Annotated in this window: 20 protein-coding genes and 1 riboswitch; of the genes, 13 read left to right on the top strand and 7 right to left on the bottom strand. The window is 43.4% G+C overall.

The genetic code is table 11. From position 1 onward, the window contains the following. Positions 1 to 118 precede the first annotated feature (118 nt). Both argR and mutS read left to right on the top strand, forming a co-directional pair. The gene (gene argR / locus MK403_RS03530; RefSeq protein WP_061418468.1) at positions 119 to 565 is read left to right on the top strand and encodes an arginine repressor; all 447 of its coding nucleotides are present in this window, start codon (positions 119 to 121) and stop codon (positions 563 to 565) included. 50 nt (positions 566 to 615) lie between these two features. Next, positions 616 to 3,150: a DNA mismatch repair protein MutS gene (mutS, locus tag MK403_RS03525; RefSeq protein WP_268708957.1), complete on the top strand. Its 2,535-nt coding sequence runs from the start codon at positions 616 to 618 to the stop codon at positions 3,148 to 3,150. A gap of 42 nt (positions 3,151 to 3,192) precedes the next feature. Here the strand turns inward: mutS and MK403_RS03520 are convergent, their stop codons facing one another. Together MK403_RS03520 and MK403_RS03515 are read right to left on the bottom strand one after the other, a co-directional pair. Next, a complete protein-coding gene (locus tag MK403_RS03520) occupies positions 3,193 to 3,651 on the bottom strand; it encodes a DUF3021 domain-containing protein (protein WP_125424991.1) in 459 nt (152 codons plus the stop codon). After that, positions 3,648 to 4,088: a LytTR family DNA-binding domain-containing protein gene (locus MK403_RS03515; RefSeq protein ID WP_125424992.1), complete on the bottom strand. Its 441-nt coding sequence runs from the start codon at positions 4,086 to 4,088 to the stop codon at positions 3,648 to 3,650. Before MK403_RS03515 ends, MK403_RS03520 begins: the two co-directional genes overlap by 4 nt. Before the next feature lie 208 nt (positions 4,089 to 4,296). Between MK403_RS03515 and mutL the strand changes: the two genes are divergently transcribed. Next, positions 4,297 to 6,246 carry a DNA mismatch repair endonuclease MutL gene (mutL, locus tag MK403_RS03510; protein WP_125424993.1) on the top strand — a complete coding sequence of 650 codons (1,950 nt, stop codon included), beginning with the start codon at positions 4,297 to 4,299 and terminating at the stop codon, positions 6,244 to 6,246. 149 nt (positions 6,247 to 6,395) lie between these two features. Here mutL and MK403_RS03505 read toward each other — a convergent pair whose 3' ends face one another. Further along, positions 6,396 to 6,896 (bottom strand): helix-turn-helix domain-containing protein, encoded by a 501-nt coding sequence (locus MK403_RS03505; RefSeq protein WP_125424994.1) that lies wholly within the window; start codon positions 6,894 to 6,896, stop codon positions 6,396 to 6,398. Positions 6,897 to 7,051: 155 nt separating this feature from the next. Here MK403_RS03505 and ruvA point away from each other — a divergent pair, with 155 nt between their 5' ends. Continuing rightward, complete coding sequence (gene ruvA, locus MK403_RS03500) at positions 7,052 to 7,645, top strand: Holliday junction branch migration protein RuvA (RefSeq protein ID WP_125424995.1); 594 nt, start codon at positions 7,052 to 7,054, stop codon at positions 7,643 to 7,645. Positions 7,646 to 7,654: 9 nt separating this feature from the next. Continuing rightward, on the top strand, positions 7,655 to 8,218 hold the full coding sequence (locus MK403_RS03495) for a DNA-3-methyladenine glycosylase I (RefSeq protein ID WP_125424996.1): 564 nt from the start codon (positions 7,655 to 7,657) through the stop codon (positions 8,216 to 8,218). Between the two features lie 82 nt (positions 8,219 to 8,300). On the opposite strand, the gene MK403_RS03490 is transcribed toward MK403_RS03495, so the two are convergent. The 4 genes from MK403_RS03490 to MK403_RS03475 all read right to left on the bottom strand — a co-directional run bounded on the left by MK403_RS03490 (position 8,301) and on the right by MK403_RS03475 (position 11,480). Then, on the bottom strand, positions 8,301 to 8,564 hold the full coding sequence (locus tag MK403_RS03490; RefSeq protein WP_000166112.1) for a SemiSWEET family transporter: 264 nt from the start codon (positions 8,562 to 8,564) through the stop codon (positions 8,301 to 8,303). A gap of 105 nt (positions 8,565 to 8,669) precedes the next feature. Continuing rightward, positions 8,670 to 9,704, bottom strand: coding sequence for a S66 family peptidase (locus tag MK403_RS03485; protein WP_268708956.1), 1,035 nt, complete (start codon positions 9,702 to 9,704; stop codon positions 8,670 to 8,672). Between the two features lie 142 nt (positions 9,705 to 9,846). Continuing rightward, positions 9,847 to 10,524: a DUF1129 domain-containing protein gene (locus MK403_RS03480; protein ID WP_268708955.1), complete on the bottom strand. Its 678-nt coding sequence runs from the start codon at positions 10,522 to 10,524 to the stop codon at positions 9,847 to 9,849. Between the two features lie 11 nt (positions 10,525 to 10,535). Continuing rightward, positions 10,536 to 11,480 (bottom strand): magnesium transporter CorA family protein, encoded by a 945-nt coding sequence (locus MK403_RS03475; RefSeq protein ID WP_084974527.1) that lies wholly within the window; start codon positions 11,478 to 11,480, stop codon positions 10,536 to 10,538. 136 nt (positions 11,481 to 11,616) lie between these two features. On the opposite strand from MK403_RS03475, the gene uvrA reads away from it, so the two are divergent. The 8 genes from uvrA (at position 11,617) to MK403_RS03435 (ending at position 20,826) form a co-directional block, all read left to right on the top strand. Beyond that, positions 11,617 to 14,448: an excinuclease ABC subunit UvrA gene (uvrA, locus tag MK403_RS03470; protein WP_268708954.1), complete on the top strand. Its 2,832-nt coding sequence runs from the start codon at positions 11,617 to 11,619 to the stop codon at positions 14,446 to 14,448. Next, the gene (locus tag MK403_RS03465) at positions 14,441 to 15,502 is read left to right on the top strand and encodes a M24 family metallopeptidase (protein ID WP_268708953.1); all 1,062 of its coding nucleotides are present in this window, start codon (positions 14,441 to 14,443) and stop codon (positions 15,500 to 15,502) included. The genes uvrA and MK403_RS03465 overlap by 8 nt, the downstream gene beginning before the upstream one ends. A gap of 53 nt (positions 15,503 to 15,555) precedes the next feature. Beyond that, a riboswitch (M-box (ykoK) riboswitch) is annotated at positions 15,556 to 15,706 on the top strand. Positions 15,707 to 15,901: 195 nt separating this feature from the next. Further along, entirely contained in the window at positions 15,902 to 18,562 is a 2,661-nt protein-coding gene (gene mgtA / locus MK403_RS03460) for a magnesium-translocating P-type ATPase (protein WP_268708952.1), read from the top strand. Between the two features lie 134 nt (positions 18,563 to 18,696). After that, a complete protein-coding gene (spx, locus tag MK403_RS03455; protein ID WP_000591165.1) occupies positions 18,697 to 19,095 on the top strand; it encodes a transcriptional regulator Spx in 399 nt (132 codons plus the stop codon). A gap of 63 nt (positions 19,096 to 19,158) precedes the next feature. After that, entirely contained in the window at positions 19,159 to 19,728 is a 570-nt protein-coding gene (locus MK403_RS03450; protein ID WP_000724879.1) for an SP0191 family lipoprotein, read from the top strand. Between the two features lie 87 nt (positions 19,729 to 19,815). Then, entirely contained in the window at positions 19,816 to 20,082 is a 267-nt protein-coding gene (locus MK403_RS03445; RefSeq protein WP_000507060.1) for an IreB family regulatory phosphoprotein, read from the top strand. Between the two features lie 3 nt (positions 20,083 to 20,085). After that, positions 20,086 to 20,505, top strand: a complete 420-nt coding sequence (gene ruvX / locus MK403_RS03440; RefSeq protein ID WP_002876031.1) for a Holliday junction resolvase RuvX — start codon at positions 20,086 to 20,088, stop codon at positions 20,503 to 20,505. A gap of 15 nt (positions 20,506 to 20,520) precedes the next feature. Then, entirely contained in the window at positions 20,521 to 20,826 is a 306-nt protein-coding gene (locus tag MK403_RS03435) for a DUF1292 domain-containing protein (protein ID WP_000017624.1), read from the top strand. Positions 20,827 to 20,845: the final 19 nt, after the last annotated feature.

Here is a 20,845-nt window from a genome sequence, read left to right as displayed (position 1 = left end):
TTTTATCATAAATTTAGTGAAAGAAGAAAGATTTTTTTGAATTATTCAGTTTTTTTGGTATAATTATATCTAAAAATAAACCCGTAATCGGTTATAAATATTCATGTAAGAGGTTGATATGAGAAAAAAAGAACGACACCAGTTGATTAAAAAGATGATCACTGAGGAAAAACTAGCTACACAAAAGGATATCCAAGATCGCCTAGAAGTTCGGAATGTCTTTGTGACGCAAACGACCTTGTCTCGCGACCTGCGCGAGATCGGCTTAATCAAGGTTAAGAAAAATGGTATGGTATATTATGTGCTAGCGAATGAAACAGAAAAGATTGATTTGGTAGAATTTTTGTCGCATCATCTAGAAGGGGTTGCGAGAGCAGAGTTTACTTTGGTACTTCATACCAAGCTGGGAGAAGCGGCTGTCTTAGCAAATATTGTTGATGAAAATAAGGACGAGGCGATTTTAGGAACAGTTGCGGGAGCCAATACCTTACTGGTTATTTGTCGAGACCAGCATGTTGCCAAGCTCATGGAAGAGCGTTTGCTAGATTTGATGAAGGATGAATAGGGTTTTGGGACTTGTTCCCAAGCCTTATTTTTGACAAGGAGAGAGCCAATATGACGACAGAAAAACTATCACCTGGTATGCAGCAGTATGTGGATATTAAAAAGCAATATCCAGATGCTTTTTTGCTCTTTCGGATGGGTGATTTTTATGAGCTGTTTTACGAAGATGCGGTCAATGCGGCGCAGATTTTAGAGATTTCACTGACCAGTCGTAATAAAAATGCAGAAAATCCGATACCCATGGCGGGTGTCCCCTATCATTCTGCCCAGCAATATATTGATGTTTTGATTGAACAGGGTTATAAAGTTGCTATAGCCGAACAGATGGAAGATCCCAAACAAGCGGTTGGTGTTGTCAAGCGAGAGGTGGTCCAGGTCATCACACCTGGAACGGTCGTTGATAGCAGTAAGCCGGATAGTCAGAATAATTTCTTGGTTGCCATAGATCGTGATGGCAATCAGTTTGGTCTGGCCTATATGGATCTGGTGACCGGTGACTTTTATGTGACAGGTTTATTGGATTTCACGCTGGTTTGTGGGGAAATCCGTAACCTCAAGGCTCGTGAAGTGGTGCTGGGTTATGATTTGTCTGAGGAAGAAGAACAAATCCTCAGCCGTCAGATGAATCTGGTACTTTCCTATGAGAAAGAAGGCTTTGAGGACGTCCATTTACTGGATCCACGACTGGCAGCTGTGGAGCAAGCGGCAGCTAGTAAGCTGCTCCAGTATATTCATCGGACCCAGATGCGGGAATTGAACCATCTCAAACCAGTTATCCGCTATGAAATCAAAGATTTCTTACAGATGGACTATGCGACAAAGGCTAGTCTGGATTTGGTTGAGAATGCCCGTTCAGGCAAGAAACAGGGCAGTCTTTTCTGGCTTTTGGATGAAACCAAAACAGCTATGGGCATGCGCCTTTTGCGCTCTTGGATTCATCGTCCCTTGATTGATAAGGAGCGAATCATCCAACGTCAAGAGGTGGTGCAGGTCTTTCTTGACCACTTCTTTGAGCGCAGTGATTTGACAGACAGTCTCAAAGGCGTTTATGACATCGAACGTTTGGCTAGTCGGGTTTCTTTTGGCAAGACCAATCCCAAGGATCTCTTGCAGTTGGCGACTACCTTATCCAGTGTGCCACGGATTCGAGCGATTTTAGAGGCAATGGAGCAACCTGCTCTGGCCTATCTTATCGAACAATTGGATGGAATCCCTGAGTTGGAGAATTTGATTAGCGCAGCGATTGCTCCTGAAGCTCCTCACGTGATTACGGAAGGTGGCATTATCCGTACGGGATTTGATGAGACCTTAGACAAGTACCGTCGTGTGCTCAGAGAAGGGACTGGCTGGATTGCTGAGATTGAGGCTAAGGAGAGAGAAAGCTCTGGCATCAGCACGCTTAAGATTGACTACAATAAAAAGGATGGCTACTATTTCCATGTGACCAATTCGCAACTGGGGAATGTGCCGGTCCACTTTTTCCGAAAGGCGACGCTGAAAAACTCAGAACGCTTTGGTACTGAGGAATTAGCCCGTATCGAGGGGGATATGTTGGAGGCGCGTGAGAAGTCAGCCAACCTAGAGTATGAAATCTTTATGCGCATCCGTGAGGAAGTCAGCAAGTATATACAGCGTTTGCAGGCTCTAGCCCAAGGAATTGCAACGGTTGATGTCTTGCAAAGTCTCGCAGTTGTGGCTGAAACTCAGCATCTGATCCGACCTGAGTTTGGCGACGATTCACAAATTGATATCCAGAAAGGGCGCCATGCTGTCGTCGAAAAGGTTATGGGAGCTCAGACCTATATTCCTAATACGATTCAGATGGCAGAAGATACCAGCATTCAATTGATTACAGGGCCAAACATGAGTGGGAAGTCTACCTATATGCGCCAGCTAGCCATGACTGCGGTTATGGCCCAGCTAGGTTCTTATGTACCAGCTGAGAGCGCTCATTTGCCTATTTTTGATGCCATCTTTACCCGTATCGGAGCAGCAGATGACTTGGTTTCAGGTCAATCAACCTTTATGGTGGAGATGATGGAGGCCAATAATGCCATTTCGCATGCGACCAAGGACTCACTGATTCTCTTTGATGAATTGGGACGGGGAACTGCAACTTATGACGGGATGGCTCTTGCCCAGTCCATCATCGAATACATTCATGAACATATCGGAGCCAAAACCCTCTTTGCGACCCACTATCATGAGTTGACTAGTCTGGAGTCCAGTTTGGAACACTTGGTCAATGTCCACGTGGCAACCTTGGAGCAGGATGGACAGGTCACCTTCCTTCACAAGATTGAACCAGGGCCTGCTGACAAATCTTACGGTATCCACGTTGCCAAGATTGCTGGTTTACCAGCAAAACTGTTAGCAAGGGCGGATAAGATTTTGACGCAACTGGAGAATCAAGGAACAGAAAGTCCAGCTCCCATGAGACAAACAAGTGCTGTCACAGAACAGATGTCACTCTTTGACGCGCCTGAAGAACATCCTATTCTAGCAGAATTAGCTAAACTGGATGTTTACAACATGACACCTATGCAGGCTATGAATGTCTTAGTCGAGTTCAAACAAAAATTATAAAAAGAGTCCCACTCATGCATTTGTGAGTGGGATTTTTCTCTATTACTTTTTATGAGCCAAGAGTTGATTGATGTGGTCTACTTTTTTTGCTTCTCTTTTATAGAGAATAGTCCAGATGATGAGGTAGACAATCGCAAACTCCAGAATAAGCTGGAGATAGAAGATACAGTGGAAGGGAAACCAACCAGCCAGAGTTGCTAGTGGGACAAAGCCAGCCAGCATGAGGAAGAAATGGGAAAGTGTGGCACGGAGCAAGCTCCAGTCACGGCTGAATAATCGCTTGCCAAAGCTAAAGAGAACGCCGATAGCTGACCAGATAAGTGTGCAGTAGAGCAAAACTAGGGCGCCGTGAACCTGATGTTGAGCCATCGCTTGGCCGATGAGAGACTCGGGACTCAGTGGCGCATAGGTATTTGGGGCATAAATGAGTGAAAAGATGATAGAGAGGACGAGGCCGATAAGAACACCAGTGGCTGCATCGTGAAATACTTGTTTTTTCATAGTTCTAATTTCTCCTTGATGGTTTTTAGGTAACGGCGTGAAGAGTAGGTGAAGCTTTCGTTTTTTAAGAAAATTTCAACCAGACCGTTGGGCGTGAGCTTGAGATGAGAGATGGAGTTGATATTGACGATTTCAGATTGGGAAATTTGGATAAAAGTTGTCGGCAGCATTTCAAGAACCTGATAGAGACGCAAATCAATAGTGTAGGTATGAGATGCAGTTTCTGCTAGAACCTTTCGATTCTCTATATAGAAGCGTTGAATCTTACTAATTTTAATTAGATAGACCTGATCTTCAATCTTTCCTTTGATTGTTTCTTTTTGGTCAAGATTTTCAGCGAACTCGATGACTTTCTGGACTTTTTCGGTCGGCTGAGGAGTTTGGACAATCAGCTTTTCTTCCTTGTACGTCTCCTTAATCTGTAGTTCTACTTTCATAAATTTCCCTCCTTTTCAGTTATACAAGGTTGTGATCACTTCTTGTACACCTTTATTAAACACTATTTTACGACCCATGGCAAGAGCTTTTGCCTATGTGGAGAGATTTGGAGTCTATGTGGTATTTGCTTTTTCTGGTAACATCTGAAATATGGTATAATAGCACTAATCAATTTCTAGGAAAATAGATACGGAAAGGGGCTGAAAGATGTCTCATATTATTGAATTGCCAGAAGTGTTGGCAAACCAGATCGCGGCAGGAGAGGTCATTGAACGTCCTGCCAGTGTGGTCAAAGAGTTGGTAGAAAATGCCATTGATGCGGGTTCTAGCCAGATTATCATTGAGATTGAGGAAGCTGGTCTCAAGAAAATCCAAATCACCGATAATGGTCATGGAATTGCCCATGATGAGGTGGAGTTGGCCCTCCGTCGCCATGCGACCAGTAAGATAAAAAATCAAGCAGACCTCTTTCGGATTCGGACGCTTGGTTTTCGTGGAGAAGCCCTGCCCTCTATCGCTTCTGTCAGTGTTCTGACTCTGTTGACGGCGGTGGATGGTGCGAGTCATGGGACCAAGCTCGTTGCGCGTGGGGGAGAGGTTGAGGAAATCATTCCAGCGACTAGTCCTGTAGGAACCAAGGTTTGTGTGGAGGACCTCTTTTTCAACACGCCTGCCCGTCTCAAGTATATGAAGAGCCAGCAAGCAGAGTTGTCTCATATCATTGATATTGTCAATCGTCTGGGGTTGGCTCATCCTGAGATTTCTTTTAGCTTGATTAGTGATGGCAAAGAAATGACGCGGACAGCAGGGACTGGTCAACTGCGTCAAGCCATCGCAGGGATTTACGGTTTGGCGAGTGCCAAGAAGATGATTGAAATTGAGAATTCGGATCTAGACTTTGAAATTTCAGGTTTTGTGTCATTGCCTGAGTTGACCCGAGCCAACCGCAACTATATTAGCCTCTTCATCAATGGCAGATATATCAAGAATTTCTTGCTCAATCGTGCTATTTTAGACGGTTATGGAAGCAAGCTCATGGTGGGACGTTTTCCACTGGCTGTCATTCACATCCATATCGATCCTTACCTAGCAGATGTCAATGTGCATCCAACCAAGCAAGAGGTTCGGATTTCTAAGGAAAGAGAACTAATGGCGCTGGTTTCAGAAGCTATTTCAAATAGTCTCAAGGAACAAGCCTTGATTCCTGATGCTTTAGAAAATCTTGCCAAGTCGACCGTGCGTAATCGTGAAAAGGCGGAGCAAACTATTCTCCCACTCAAAGAAAATACGCTTTACTATGAAAAAACGGAGGAAACCAGCCCCAGTCAAGTTGAGGTGGCTGATCATCAGGTTGAATTAACTGAGGAAGGGAAAGACCTAACCCTGTTCGCCAAGGAAACCTTGGATCAATTGACCAAGCCCGCAAAATTACATTTTGCAGAGAGAAAGCCTGTTAACTACGACCAACTAGACCATCCAGAGTTAGATCTTGCTAGCCTCGATAAGGCTTATGACAAGCTGGAGAGAGAAGAATCATCCAGCTTCCCAGAGTTGGAGTTTTTCGGGCAAATGCACGGGACCTATCTTTTTGCCCAAGGGCGAGATGGGCTCTATATTATAGACCAGCACGCGGCGCAGGAACGGGTCAAGTACGAGGAATATCGTGAAAGCATCGGCAATGTTGACCAGAGTCAACAGCAACTCCTAGTGCCCTACATCTTTGAATTTCCTGCGGATGATGCGCTTCGTCTCAAGGAACGAATGGCACTTTTAGAGGAAGTGGGCGTCTTTCTAGCAGAGTACGGAGAAAATCAATTCATCCTGCGTGAACATCCTATTTGGATGGCAGAGGAGGAAATCGAGTCTGGGATCTATGAAATGTGTGACATGCTGCTCCTGACCAAGGAAGTTTCTATCAAGAAATACCGAGCAGAGCTGGCTATCATGATGTCCTGCAAGCGATCTATCAAGGCCAACCATCGTATCGATGACCACTCAGCCAGACAACTCCTCTATCAGCTTTCTCAATGTGACAATCCATATAACTGTCCCCACGGACGTCCGGTTTTGGTGCATTTTACCAAGTCAGATATGGAAAAAATGTTTCGACGTATTCAGGAAAATCACACCAGTCTTCGTGAGTTGGGGAAATATTAAGAACACAAAAAGCCTTTGTTCCTTTTGACCAAGGCTTTTTAGTTTTTCTAAAGTGGGAACTTGATTGGGTATGGGCAACTTGACACGAAGTTTACACTTGATTGACAAGACCAGTTCTAAAAAATATTGCGAAAACGGAATTAGGTGATTCAAGGTTTTCTAGAGTCATCTTTGTCGGAAGGATTCTCAGGACCAATTACCTTATCAAGATAACGTTGTTTGGTTTTGAGAGCCTTGCTGATAGCAATCGCTGAAGCAATCAAAAGAACGAAGGTCAGCCAAATCCAGGCGGTGAACTCGGCTGGAAAACTAGAACCAGCTAAAAAGAGATAGATAGCCAGAGCCAAGACGAAAATATAAATCACTTGCCAGAGACCATAGGATTTAGCCTCTTTATAGTATTTGTCCTTATCTTCCTCCAAGATCACTTCTATGGAATCTTTTTCAGAGTTTTCATCTAATAGTAGATAGTCAGTTGTCACTTGGAAAATCTTGCTTAATTCAATGATTTTTTCGATTTCTGGAAGAACTTGACCAGACTCCCATTTTGAGATGCTTTGCCGAGAAACATTGATTTGTTCTGCTAGCTTTTCCTGGGACCAACCTTTTTTCTTTCTGAGTTCAAATAGTTTTTCTGCGAGTTTCATCATTCTATCCTCCTTTTTCTACTTCTATCCTAACAATTTTTACTTATAATGAGAATACAATCTCCTGTACTATTTGTCAACCAGAGGTTGCACCTTTTGTTGCCATCTGTCTTGGGGAAATATGGTATACTAGATAGGCAAAATAATGGAGAAAAATTATGTACGAATATTTAAAAGGAATCATTACCAAAATCACTGCTAAATACATTGTCCTAGAGGCGAATGGTATCGGTTATATCTTGCATGTAGCCAATCCCTATGCTTACTCAGGTCAGGTCAATCAAGAGACCCAAATTTATGTGCACCAAGTTGTCCGCGAGGATGCCCATCTGCTCTATGGTTTTCGATCAGAAGATGAGAAGAAACTCTTTCTTAGTCTGATTTCGGTTTCTGGGATTGGTCCGGTGTCAGCTCTTGCTATTATCGCTGCCGATGACAATGCTGGCTTGGTTCAGGCGATCGAGACTAAGAACATTACCTACTTGACTAAGTTCCCTAAAATTGGCAAGAAGACAGCCCAGCAGATGGTGCTGGACTTGGAAGGTAAGGTAGTTGTGGCTAGCAATGACCTTCCTTCCAAGGTGGCAGTGCAAACCAGCGTTGAAAACCAAGAACTGGAAGAAGCTATGGAAGCCATGTTGGCACTAGGCTACAAGGCAACCGAGCTTAAGAAAATCAAGAAATTCTTTGAAGGAACGACAGATACAGCTGAGAACTATATCAAGTCGGCCCTTAAGATGTTGGTCAAATAGGAGAAGAGTATGACAAAACGCTGTGGTTGGGTTAAAATGAACAACCCATTATATGTGGCCTATCATGATGAAGAGTGGGGTCAACCCCTTCATGATGACCGTGCTCTTTTTGAGTTGCTTTGTTTGGAAACTTACCAGTCGGGTCTATCTTGGGAAACGGTACTAAACAAACGCCAAGGATTCCGAGAAGCATTTCATGGCTATCAAATTCAAGCGGTCGCAGAAATGACAGATGGGGAGTTGGAAGCCTTGTTAGAGAATCCAGCCATCATTCGAAATCGAGCCAAGCTTTTTGCGACGCGTGCCAACGCCCAAGCATTTTTACAAATTCAGAAAACCTTTGGCTCTTTTGACGCTTATCTCTGGTCCTTTGTTGAGGGAAAAACGATTGTGAATGATGTTCCTGACTATCACCTAGCACCTGCTAAAACAGCCTTGTCTGAAAAGTTGTCTCAAGATCTCAAAAAACAAGGATTCAAGTTTACAGGTCCAGTCGCAGTTTTGTCTTTTCTACAGGCGGCAGGCCTGATAGATGATCATGAGAATGATTGTGAGTGGAAAAGCGGAAGTTAGTGAGTCCAAGCGTCTAACTATCTGAGAATATAGAAAAAGCTGAGAAATTCCTCTCAGCTTTTTCATTATATGCTAGTAATTTTTATAGTGCAGTGAGAAATGTCAGTCCACCTAAGACAACACCAGCTGAGTTTGGAATAATTAGTATCCAATCTTTCTTAGGTTCTTTTGTCCATCCATAAATAACCCAAATTAAACAAGATACTGCTGCGGATAAAGGCTGGAATGGTTGAGCTTTGTTGCCTTGTAAATTGGCAAAAATTTGTGGGATGTAGGCGATAAATACAATAATCCCGATAAAGGCACCGATTGAACCGACAATTTGATTTATTTTTTGTTTAGTCATATATACCTCCTTCAAAAGGATATCATAGAAATTAGCGAAATGCAATAAATTCAGACACAAATTGTAACGAAAATCAATACAAAAGCACAAAAATGGAGAAATTGTTTATTTTTTGTTATAGTCAAAACGAATGACTTGCTCTTTTGCATCCACATAAGCATGGACGCCAAAGGGCACTATGGCTCTTGGTGTGGCATGCCCAACGTTTAGATTATAGACAATCGGGATATTGCTATCAATGATGTCCATTAAAGCTTCCTTATAGTCGTCATAGAAGGTTTCATCCATAGGTTTCCCGACCAAGAGTCCACTAATGACCTCAAATACCCCAGTTTCTTTCAAAGCCTGCAACATTTTTTTGAAATCCTCAGGCTCAGGCTTTTCTTCACTTGTTTCTAGCAAGAGAATCTTTCCTTCCCAGTCGGATAAGTCAGGGAAGAGTTTGTACTTTCGGCAGAGTTCTCTACTGCCTGCGTATCGAGAATTGTCAAAGATATCGTAGAGGGACTCAAGGCAACCACCGAGGATTTCCCCCTCAAACTGAGCATTTCCTTGTAACAAGTCAAAACCTGTATTTACATGACTGACCCGAGCTGTTCCCAGGGCCTTGGGACTAAAATCAGTCCGTTCCTCATACCAAAGGTCGCTAGGGCGGATTTCTGAAATTTTTCCTGTTTCGATCAGTTCTTTAAAGTAGTGGAGACTATAGGGCAACATTTCCTTGTCCAATTCACAAATGTCTGCTAGAAAGGATTGGCCATAAAAAGTCTTGACTCCCAGTTTGTGCAACATAAGGTGGTTCATAGTTGTATCCGAGAAACCAAGAAAAATCTTTGGTTGGATAACTTTTTGAAGCTGGTCATTTTCAAAAAGGTAGGGTAGCAAACGATAGGTATCATCCCCACCGATGGCGCTAAGAATCATGTCAATGCTATCATCAGAAAATGCCTGCATCAAATCCTCTGCACGCGCCTCAGGATGATCCTTGATAAAGTCCAAGCCCTTTAGCGAATGGGGCAAAAAGACAGGATTGAGTCCCAAATCCTTGAGACGTTGGAGACCCAAGTCCACTTCGTGTTTGACAAAATCCTCTCCGATAACACCACTAGACAAACTAACAATACCAATAGTAGAAACCATATCTCATCCTCCTAGAAATAGATTGAGCCTATTTTATCACAAAAGATGAGAGAAAACTACAAGAATGAGACTCAGAAGTTCTATTGAATCTCAAGAAAGCAAGCAAAAAAGCAACCGCCTGAGCAGTTGCTTATTTATTATCTTAGTAACGTGATGGGCCCGCGCTTGCACTTCGGATATTGAAACGTTTCTTGAGATAGAAGCGAAGAGCGAGAAGGGCAGCTCCCAGGATAGCCAAAGGCAATGGAGCAAGGACTGGATTGAGGTTTGCTGGTAGGAAGCTTGTTGCAAAGAAGACAACCAACCAAAGGACCATAGAGGCCAGGATGACGAGGATTGATTTCCAGAATGGAGGACGTTGGCTACGGTCTGTGTCTGGTCCATAGTATTGGTAGACAAAGTAGTACATCAAGTAGAAGGCAAGTCCTCCTACAAGTCCAACCAACAAGAGGGTAATCAATCCATAGCCAATAGCCTGATCTGTAGAGAAGAAGGTAGTCAGAGCGCTAACCAATGCAAAGAGACTGGTGATAAAAAGGAATGAGTCCATAATCATGAGTTTTGGATCGTCATTTTCCTTAGGATGCTCTTTTTCGTACTGTTCTTTGACGGTAAAACTGTGAGCCCAGTGGGTTGGAGCCCCGTAGAGGGAACGTGCAGTCGTCCCTTTGGCTTGCTCTTCAAGGATTTGGGGAATGACTTCCTCAAAGACAGCCTTGATTTCAGCGTCTGTTTTACCATCTTTGATAAATTGTTGGGTAGCGATGTGGATAAACTCTTGGTTTTTCTTGGTTAGTTTTTGTAAATCAATCTGAGACATAGGGATTCCTCTTAGAACCATTTTTTATGGATGAGATAGAGAGTGAGCGAAACACTCATAGCAAAGGCGATAAAGACGATTAACCAGAAGGCGTGAGGCTCGCCGTTTAGAGGGATTTCATTATCTTTAAAGTTCATCCCGTAGGCTGAGAAGATCATGGTTGGGACAGACATGACGATGGTCACGAGAGCCAGAGTTTTCATGATGTTGTTCTGGTTGTTGGAAATGATAGAGGCAAAGGTCTCTGTCATAGAGTGAAGGACATTTCCATAGATATCTGCCATCTCGATGGCCTGTTGGGTTTCAATCAGGGTATCTTCGAGCAGGTCTTGGTCCTCTAGGTATTTCTTGATATTGCTAGTTGCACTGGTCAATTTCTTAATCACGCGCTCGTTTGTCTTAAGTGAAGCTTTGAAATAGACGATGGTCTTTTCCAATTCCATGAGCTCGATCAGCTCTTCGTTTCGAGTAGACTTGTGAAGTTGACTTTCGATTTGTTCACTCTTACGGTCGATCGAACGAAGGGCAGTCAGGTAAAGCTCTGCGTTGCGGTAGAGAATCTGGAAGATAAAGCGTGAACGCATGAAGGTGTAAAAGTTGCGCAGTCTACGGTTGATAAAGACATCAAGAACTGGGAGAGGTTCCAAGCAGGTGGTGATAATGGTTTCCTCGGTGATGATAATCCCCAGCGGAATCGTAACGTAGTAGGTGCGATTGTTTCTTTCCTCTGTGATGGGAACGTCCACGATGATCAAAGTGTACTCATCTTCGATGGTAATACGGGACATTTCTTCCGCATCGAGCGGTGCTCGGAGGTCGGTGATGTCGATATCGAAGGCGTTGGCGATTTCCAACGATTCATTTTGTGTAGGATTGACGAGGTTGATCCAAGTACCCGGTTCAAGCGTGTCGATCTCTTTAAATTCAGTTGTTGTTGAGAGAAAAACTTGTTTCATATCCCCTATCCTTTCCTACTATTCAGTGATTCATTTTTTGCACCGTACTATTATACTATAAAAACAGCTTTTTGGGTAATAGAATTTCACATTTTTTGGTATAATGGAAAGCAATAATGGACTAGAAAGAACAAAGATGCAAGATAAAATTGTGATTCATGGGGCACGTGCCCATAACTTAAAAAATATTGATGTGGAGATTCCGCGAGACAAGCTAGTTGTTGTGACTGGTTTGTCAGGTTCTGGGAAATCCAGTCTGGCCTTTGATACCCTCTATGCGGAGGGCCAACGTCGCTATGTAGAGAGTCTATCAGCCTATGCTCGCCAGTTTTTGGGCAACATGGAAAAACCAGATGTAGATGCTATTGATGGTCTCAGCCCAGCTATTTCCATCGACCAGAAAACGACTAGCAAAAATCCTCGTTCGACCGTTGGAACGACGACTGAAATTAATGATTATTTGCGTCTCCTCTACGCACGTGTGGGGACGCCTTACTGTATCAACGGGCACGGGGCCATCAAGGCCTCTTCTGTAGAGCAAATCGTGGATAAGGTCTTGGAGTTACCTGAACGTCAGCGTTTGCAAATCTTAGCCCCAGTCATTCGTAAGAAAAAAGGGCAACATAAGAGTGTCATTGAAAAGGTTCAGAAAGACGGTTATGTCCGTGTTCGTGTGGATGGTGAGGTCTATGATGTGACCGAGGTTCCAGAGCTGTCTAAGAGCAAGCAACACAATATTGATGTCGTAGTTGACCGTATTGTCATCAAGGAGGGCATCCGTAGCCGTCTATTTGACTCAATCGAGGCTGCCCTTCGGATTGCAGAAGGCTATGTGATTATCGATACTATGGACGCCTCAGAGTTACTTTTCTCTGAGCACTATGCCTGTCCAGTTTGTGGATTTACCGTTCCAGAGTTAGAGCCTCGTCTCTTCTCCTTTAATGCTCCTTTTGGCTCTTGTAGCGAGTGTGACGGTTTGGGCATCAAACTGGAGGTGGATACTGATTTGGTGGTTCCTGATGCCAGCAAAACGCTACGCGAGGGGGCGCTAGCACCTTGGAATCCTATCTCATCTAACTACTATCCAAACATGCTAGAGCAGGCCATGACAGCCTTTGGAGTAGATATGGATAAGCCTTTTGAGGATTTGTCAGAAGAAGATAAGAACTTGATTCTCTACGGTTCAGATGGCAAGGAATTCCATTTCCACTATGAAAATGAATTTGGTGGTGTGCGCGATATCGATATTCCTTTTGAGGGAGTCGTCAATAATATCAAGCGTCGTTACCATGAAACCAATAGTGACTACACCCGCACACAGATGCGCCTCTACATGAATGAGCTGACCTGCGGAACTTGTCACGGCTACCGTCTCAATGACCAGGCCTTGTCTGTCCGTGTGGGTGGTGAGCAAGGGCCACATATCGGTGAAATCTCAGATTTGTCTATCGCAGACCACTTGGAATTAGTGAGTCAGTTGACCTTGTCTGAAAATGAAGCCATCATCGCCCGTCCTATTCTCAAGGAAATCAAGGATCGCTTGACCTTCCTCAATAACGTAGGTCTTAACTATCTGACTCTGTCACGTTCGGCAGGAACCCTTTCAGGTGGAGAGAGTCAGCGTATTCGCTTGGCAACTCAGATTGGCTCTAACCTATCAGGAGTCCTCTATATACTGGACGAGCCGTCAATCGGTCTCCACCAGAGGGATAATGACCGCCTGATTGCCAGTCTGAAAAAGATGCGTGACTTGGGCAATACGCTCATCGTGGTGGAACACGACGAAGATACCATGCGCGAGGCGGATTATCTGATTGATGTTGGTCCGGGTGCTGGTGTTTTTGGTGGGGAGATTGTTGCTGCAGGAACTCCCAAGCAGGTGGCTCGCAACAGCAAGTCTATTACAGGCCAGTACTTATCAGGAAAACGAGCGATTCCAGTGCCAGAAGAGCGCCGTTCCGGAAATGGTCGTTTTATTGAGGTGACAGGAGCGCGTGAGAATAACTTGCAAAATATTACTGCTCGCTTCCCACTAGGAAAATTCATTGCGGTGACAGGTGTGTCAGGTTCAGGGAAATCGACCTTAATCAACAGTATCCTCAAAAAAGCCATTGCCCAGAAGCTCAACCGCAATTCAGACAAACCTGGTAAGTTTAAGACGATTACAGGGATTGAGCATGTAGACCGCTTGATTGACATTGACCAGAGCCCTATCGGACGGACGCCAAGGTCTAACCCTGCCACCTATACGGGGGTCTTTGACGATATACGTGATCTTTTTGCCCAGACAAATGAGGCTAAGATTCGAGGCTACAAGAAGGGGCGTTTCAGTTTTAACGTCAAGGGTGGTCGTTGCGAAGCCTGCTCAGGTGACGGGATCATCAAGATTGAGATGCACTTCTTGCCAGATGTTTATGTTGCCTGTGAAGTTTGCCATGGGACTCGCTACAACAGTGAAACCCTAGAAGTCCATTACAAGGAAAAAAATATCTCGCAGGTTTTGGACATGACTGTCAACGATGCCGTGGAATTCTTCCAACACATTCCTAAGATTCAACGTAAACTTCAGACCATCAAGGATGTGGGGCTGGGCTATGTAACGCTAGGTCAACCGGCTACCACCCTTTCTGGGGGAGAAGCTCAGCGTATGAAGTTGGCTAGTGAACTCCACAAACGCTCGACAGGAAAATCTTTCTATATTCTGGATGAGCCAACGACAGGGCTTCATACTGAGGACATCGCTCGCTTGCTTAAAGTCTTGGCTCGCTTTGTCGACGATGGCAATACAGTCCTCGTCATCGAGCACAATCTAGATGTTATCAAGACGGCAGACCATATCATCGATTTGGGACCTGAGGGCGGTGTCGGTGGTGGAACCATCATCGCAACAGGAACCCCAGAAGAAGTAGCGGCCAACGAAGCCAGCTACACAGGACACTATTTGAAAGGAAAGTTACATCATGAATAAACGTGTACAAGCATTTCTAGCTAAAATGCAAGAAAAAGAACTAGATGGCATCATTATCAATAACCTTAAAAATGTTTACTACTTGACTGGTTTTTGGGGCTCAAACGGAACAGTCTTCATCAGCCGTGACCGTCAGGTTTTGGTGACAGACTCTCGCTATATCATTGCAGCTAAGCAAGAAGTAACAGGTTTTGAGATTGTGGCTGACCGCGATGAATTGGCTGTTATTGCAGGCATTGTTAAGGATATGGGCTTGTCTCGTATCGGTTTTGAGGACGAGATTTCGGTCTCTTATTACCACCGTATGCAGGCAACTTTTGCAGGGATTGACTTGCTTCCTCAGACTCAGTTTGTTGAAGGTCTTCGAATGATTAAGGATGAGAAAGAGATTGCGACTATTCGCAAGGCTTGTTCCATCTCAGACCAAGCTTTCCGCGATGCACTTGACTTTATCAAACCAGGAAAGACTGAAATCGAGATTGCCAATTTCCTTGACTTCCGCATGCGGGAGCTAGGAGCATTTGGCTTATCCTTTGATACAATCCTAGCAAGTGGTATCAACTCTTCCAAACCCCATGCCCATCCAATGCACAAACCGGTTGAAGCAGGAGAAGCCATCACCATGGACTTCGGCTGTCTCTACGACCACTATGTCAGCGATATGACACGGACCATCTATCTAGGCCATGTCAGTGACGAGCAAGCAGAAATCTACAACACAGTTTTGAAAGCCAACCAAGCTCTGATTGACCAAGCCAAGGCAGGTCTAGGTTTCCGTGACTTTGACAAAATTCCTCGTGATATCATTGTGGAAGCAGGCTATGGAGACTACTTTACCCACGGTATTGGACACGGTATCGGACTGGATATCCACGAAGAACCCTACTTTAGCCAAACTTCCAAAGAAGTCATTAAATCTGGTATGGTCTTGACTGATGAACCGGGTATTTATATTGAAGGTAAATACGGGGTTCGTATTGAAGATGATATCCTGATTACAGATAACGGTTGTGAGTTATTGACACTTGCTCCAAAAGAATTGATTGTTATCTAAAAAATGAGATAAATCGTTGACTTTTATATTTTAAAGGTTTATACTGATAGACGAAAACGGTAGGTGAGGCTACCATAGGGATACGGATGACTACCGCAAAGTAGTGGAGACACTACTCGTTGGTCAACAGTCCTGGTCGCGAAGGCCAAGACTAAGCTCATTTCATTGCCCTATGGAGTTAAAGCTTGAACGAAAAACAGATAATTAGTTTTTTAATCCTGCCATTTTATGGCAGGATTTTCTACTGTTTTAGAACAGGGAAAGGAGACAGACGATGCAAATTGACGACCACCCAGAACCGCACATACACAGCCAATCGCTGATTTGTGTCGTTCTGCCCTTATAAAGTGATTGGTCTCTGTGTATGAAACACATCATTCATACAGATAGGAGAAACCAATGAAAACTACAAAAGAAAGATTAGCAACAGCTATTCACACACCTCTAAACGAAACTCTATCTTTTTATAAGACAAGTCTAACAGGCTTGACTGAGGAGCAGGTGGAGAAAAATCGTGACCTATATGGCGAAAACACCATCACCAAGGGTCAAGAAGACAGTATCCTCAAAAAGATTTACGAATCTATTATCAATCCATTTACAATCATCCTGCTTGTCATTGCGATGATCTCCATGGTGACCAATGTCTGGTTGGCAAAGCCTGGACAAGAAGATCCGACGACCTCTATCATTATCGTCGTTCTCGTATTGATCTCTGGTGGCATACGCTTTGTCCAAGAATTACGGAGTGACAAGGCTGCGACCAATCTATCAAAAATGATTGTGAACACAGCCACAGTTATTCGCGAAGGCCAGAGTTTAGAGGTCGCAATTGAAGATTTGGTCGTTGGAGATATAGTCAAATTAAGTGCTGGGGACATGATTCCAGCAGACCTCCTTTTGATTGAATCACGTGATTTCTTTGTCCAACAGTCTGGTTTGACAGGTGAAAGTGACTCGGTTGAAAAACTGGCCTTGTCAAAAATGAGTCAGTCAAACTTCGATAGTCTGCTAGAAGCAGAAGCGCTCGCCTTTATGGGAACCAATGTGATATCAGGAAGCGCCAAGGCTTTAATTCTAGCGGTCGGTGATGACACCATGATGGGAGAAATCGAGCAGACTCTCAATACCTATGACGAACCGACCTCTTTTGAACGGGAGATGAACAGCATCTCTTGGCTCTTGATCCGTTTGATGTTAGTCATGGTTCCCATCGTGTTTCTCTCCAATGGCTTGACAGATGGCGACTGGCTGGAAGCAGGTGTGTTTGCACTGAGTGTTGGTGTTGGATTGACACCTGAGATGCTTCCTATGATCATCACGGCTAGTTTAGCAAAAGGCTCCATTATCATGGCCAAGGAAAAAGTCGTCATCAAAAAACTCAATGCCATACAGGACCTAGGTGCTATTGATATCCTATGCACGGATAAAACCGGAACCCTTACCCAAGATGAAATTGTCCTTGAATATCCTTTGGATATACATGGAGATTTGGATTTGTCTGTGTTGAGACGTGCCTATCTCAATTCCTATTTTCAAACGGGATTGAAAAACTTGATGGACCGTGCCATTATCAGTAGAACTGAAAAAGAAGCTAAAGAACACGCTATTTTACAAAATTTGGATACTAGCTTCCAAAAAATAGATGAATTGCCCTTTGACTTTGAGCGTAGACGGATGAGTGTCATCGTCAAGGATGAGAACGAAGTTGTTAGTTTGGTAACCAAGGGTGCCCTAGAGGAAATGCTTGCGATTTCAACCCATGTGGAATATCAAGGTCAGATTAGCCCTCTGACGGATGATATCCGAGTGGAAATCTTAAAAGAAGTAGACCAACTCAATCAACAGGGCTTGCGAGTCTTAGGAGTCGCCTATAAAACAGGCCTAAAAGAAGGTTTTGCTTACTCCGTTGAAGATGAAAAAGAGATGATTCTAACAGGATATCTTGCCTTTCTAGATCCACCAAAACCATCTGCAGCACCTGCTATCCAAGCTTTGTTAGAACACGGTGTTCAAACAAAGATCTTGACGGGAGACAATGAGAAGGTAACCCAAGCAGTTTGCGAAAAAGTTGGTCTAGACGTTGATCAAATCTTGTTGGGTTCTGATATTGACGCTATGACGGACGAAGAGTTGACCCAAGCAGTTGAGAAGGTGACCGTCTTTGCCAAACTCTCTCCTGATCAAAAGGCACGAATCATCTTACAAATCAAATCGAATGGACATTGTGTCGGCTATATGGGAGATGGGATTAATGATGCCCCTTCTATGAAAGTGGCAGATGTGGGGATTTCTGTTGATACAGCAGTAGATATTGCCAAAGAAACGGCTGATGTCATTTTGCTAGATAAGGATTTGATGGTGCTTGAAAAAGGGCTGGTTGAAGGGCGCAAAGTCTATGCCAACATGACCAAATACATCAAGATGACGGTCAGCTCTAATTTCGGGAACATTTTCTCTCTTTTAGTGTCTGGTATCTTTTTACCTTTCCTTCCTATGGCTCCGATTCACTTGATTGTGTTAAACCTAGTCTACGACCTTTCTTGTATCGCCTTGCCATTTGATAATGTGGATGAAGACTTTTTGAAGCATCCTCATAAGTGGGAAGCCAAGTCCATTACTCGTTTTATGATTTGGATGGGTCCGATTTCTTCTGCCTTTGATATTTTGACCTTTATCTTGCTCTATTTTGTCATTGTCCCAATGGCGACAGGTCATGCCTATGTTCACGGAGCAGAGTCTGCAAGGGGCTTTATCATCTTGTTCCAGACTGGTTGGTTCATTGAATCCATGTGGTCCCAAACCATGGTTATCCATATGCTTCGCTCAGCAAAATTGCCTTTCTTACAAAGTCGACCATCATGGTTTGTTCTTGGAACAACCTTGCTAGCAGCTAGCTTTGTGACCTTCCTTCCCTACTCTTCAATTGCTAGCCTGCTTCATTTAACCCCTTTGGAACCAATTTATTTCCTCTTTTTGCTTTTGATCATCGTTCTCTATATGATCAGTGTTACAGTTGTGAAACGAATCTATATCAAAAAATTTAAAAGTTGGCTATAAATTGATTTTGTCAAGAAAAAAGTACGGAAATCGCTAAAAAAGTTAAATTTTTTTAAAAATAGGTCGCAAGTCGGATGTTTTTTATGGTATAATAGACTAAACTGATAGTAACATGTAGCGAAAGGGGTAGGCACATGATTAAGATTTATACCGTCTCCAGTTGCACAAGCTGTAAGAAAGCGAAGACTTGGCTCAACGCACACCAGTTAAGTTATAAAGAACAAAACCTTGGTAAAGAAGGGATTACGAGAGAAGAACTACTCGATATTCTGACAAAGACAGATAATGGAATTGCCAGCATTGTATCATCAAAAAACCGCTATGCGAAAGCTTTAGGAGTTGACATCGAAGATTTGAGTGTCAATGAAGTACTCAACTTAATTATGGAAACACCACGGATCTTAAAAAGTCCTATTCTAGTTGACGAGAAGCGTTTGCAGGTCGGTTACAAAGAAGATGATATCCGTGCCTTTTTACCACGCTCTGTCCGTAATGTAGAAAATGCAGAAGCACGTTTGCGTGCAGCTCTATAAACATCGAGGCTGGGGTATCTCCTAGCCTTGTTCATTTTTTATCAAAAAATTATGTGAGGAATTATGAAAAAGATAGTAATTGGCGCAGCTACTCTCCTCCTGCTACTTGCAGGATGTGGCCAAAAGAAGGAAACGACATCCAGTTCAAAACATGAATCCGAAACACTCCAGTCTACTCTGCCCGTTTTGGAAAATGCGGAAAAGAATACGGTTGTGACCAAAACTTTGATTTTCCCTGAGTCAGGAGATGGCGTCAAGCAAACGCAAACCATTACCTATAAAGGGAAACAATTTCTAAAATTGGTTATTCGGCAGATACGGCCCTTAAGTGAGGAATTGAAATCCTTTATCGCTGACCACGGTCTTGAAGAAACTCAAAAAGCTCTTTTAGAAGCAGAAGAAAAGGATGAAATGCTTCAGGAAGCGCGCAAATTGGCAGGTTTTACACTTGAAACCAAACTGCTCAGTGAGACTGAAATCCAGACCACAACGACCTATGATTTACAAGTCTTGGATGTCAAAAAGGCGTCGCAGACAGATTATTTGAAAAATCTTGGCTTAGAGACTCTTTTGAAAAATGAACCAAGCCAATATATCGCAGACAGAGTGGCAAATGGTGCGACAGAACAGTAAGAAAATCCAAATAAATGGATTGACTTAATTGTAGAACGTAAGGAAATATGCTATAATAGTACTATTCTAAGGAAAGAGGGTGTTAGAATGGGATTTACTGAAGAAACTGTACGTTTTAAATTGGATGATTCCAACAAGAAGGAAATCAGTGAAACGTTGACAGATGTCTATGCTTCTCTGAATGAAAAGGGTTATAATCCGATAAATCAAATCGTCGGTTATGTATTGAGTGGAGACCCTGCCTACGTTCCTCGTTACAACAATGCACGAAATCAAATCCGTAAGTATGAGCGTGATGAAATTGTTGAAGAATTGGTACGCTACTACCTTAAAGGACAAGGAGTCGATCTATAATCTATGAGAATTATGGGATTGGACGTTGGTTCAAAAACAGTAGGGGTGGCTATTAGCGATCCACTAGGCTTCACTGCTCAGGGACTTGAAATCATCCAGATTAATGAGGATCAGGGCCAGTTTGGTTTTGACCGTATCAAGGAATTGGTTGACAGCTATAAGGTGGAACGCTTTGTAGTAGGTTTGCCAAAAAACATGAACAATACCAGCGGTCCGCGAGTAGAAGCCAGTCAAGCCTATGGTGCCAAGCTAGAAGAACTCTTTGGTTTGCCAGTAGACTATCAGGATGAGCGCTTGACGACCGTTGCTGCGGAACGTATGTTGATTGAACAAGCAGATATCAGCCGTAACAAACGTAAGAAAGTTATTGATAAATTAGCTGCTCAGCTGATTTTGCAAAATTATTTAGATAGAAAATTTTAAGACAGAGGAGAAACTATGTCACACGATCACAACCATGACCACGAAGAACGTGAATTGATTACACTAGTAGATGAGCAAGGAAATGAAACCTTGTTTGAAATTCTTTTGACCATCGACGGAAAAGAAGAATTTGGTAAAAACTATGTTCTCCTAGTGCCAGTTAACGCAGAAGAAGACGAAAACGGTGAAGTTGAAATCCAAGCTTACTCATTCATCGAAAATGAAGACGGAACAGAAGGCGAATTGCAACCAATCCCAGAAGACTCAGAAGACGAATGGAACATGATTGAAGAGGTCTTCAACAGCTTTATGGAGGAGTAAAAACGTCCGGGGGACGTTT

Origin of the sequence: Streptococcus oralis, from assembly GCF_026782285.1 — a bacterium.
Lineage (GTDB): Bacteria > Bacillota > Bacilli > Lactobacillales > Streptococcaceae > Streptococcus > Streptococcus oralis_CG.
Note: the sequence above shows the minus strand (reverse complement) of the source record. Positions and strands in the feature narration are given on the sequence as shown.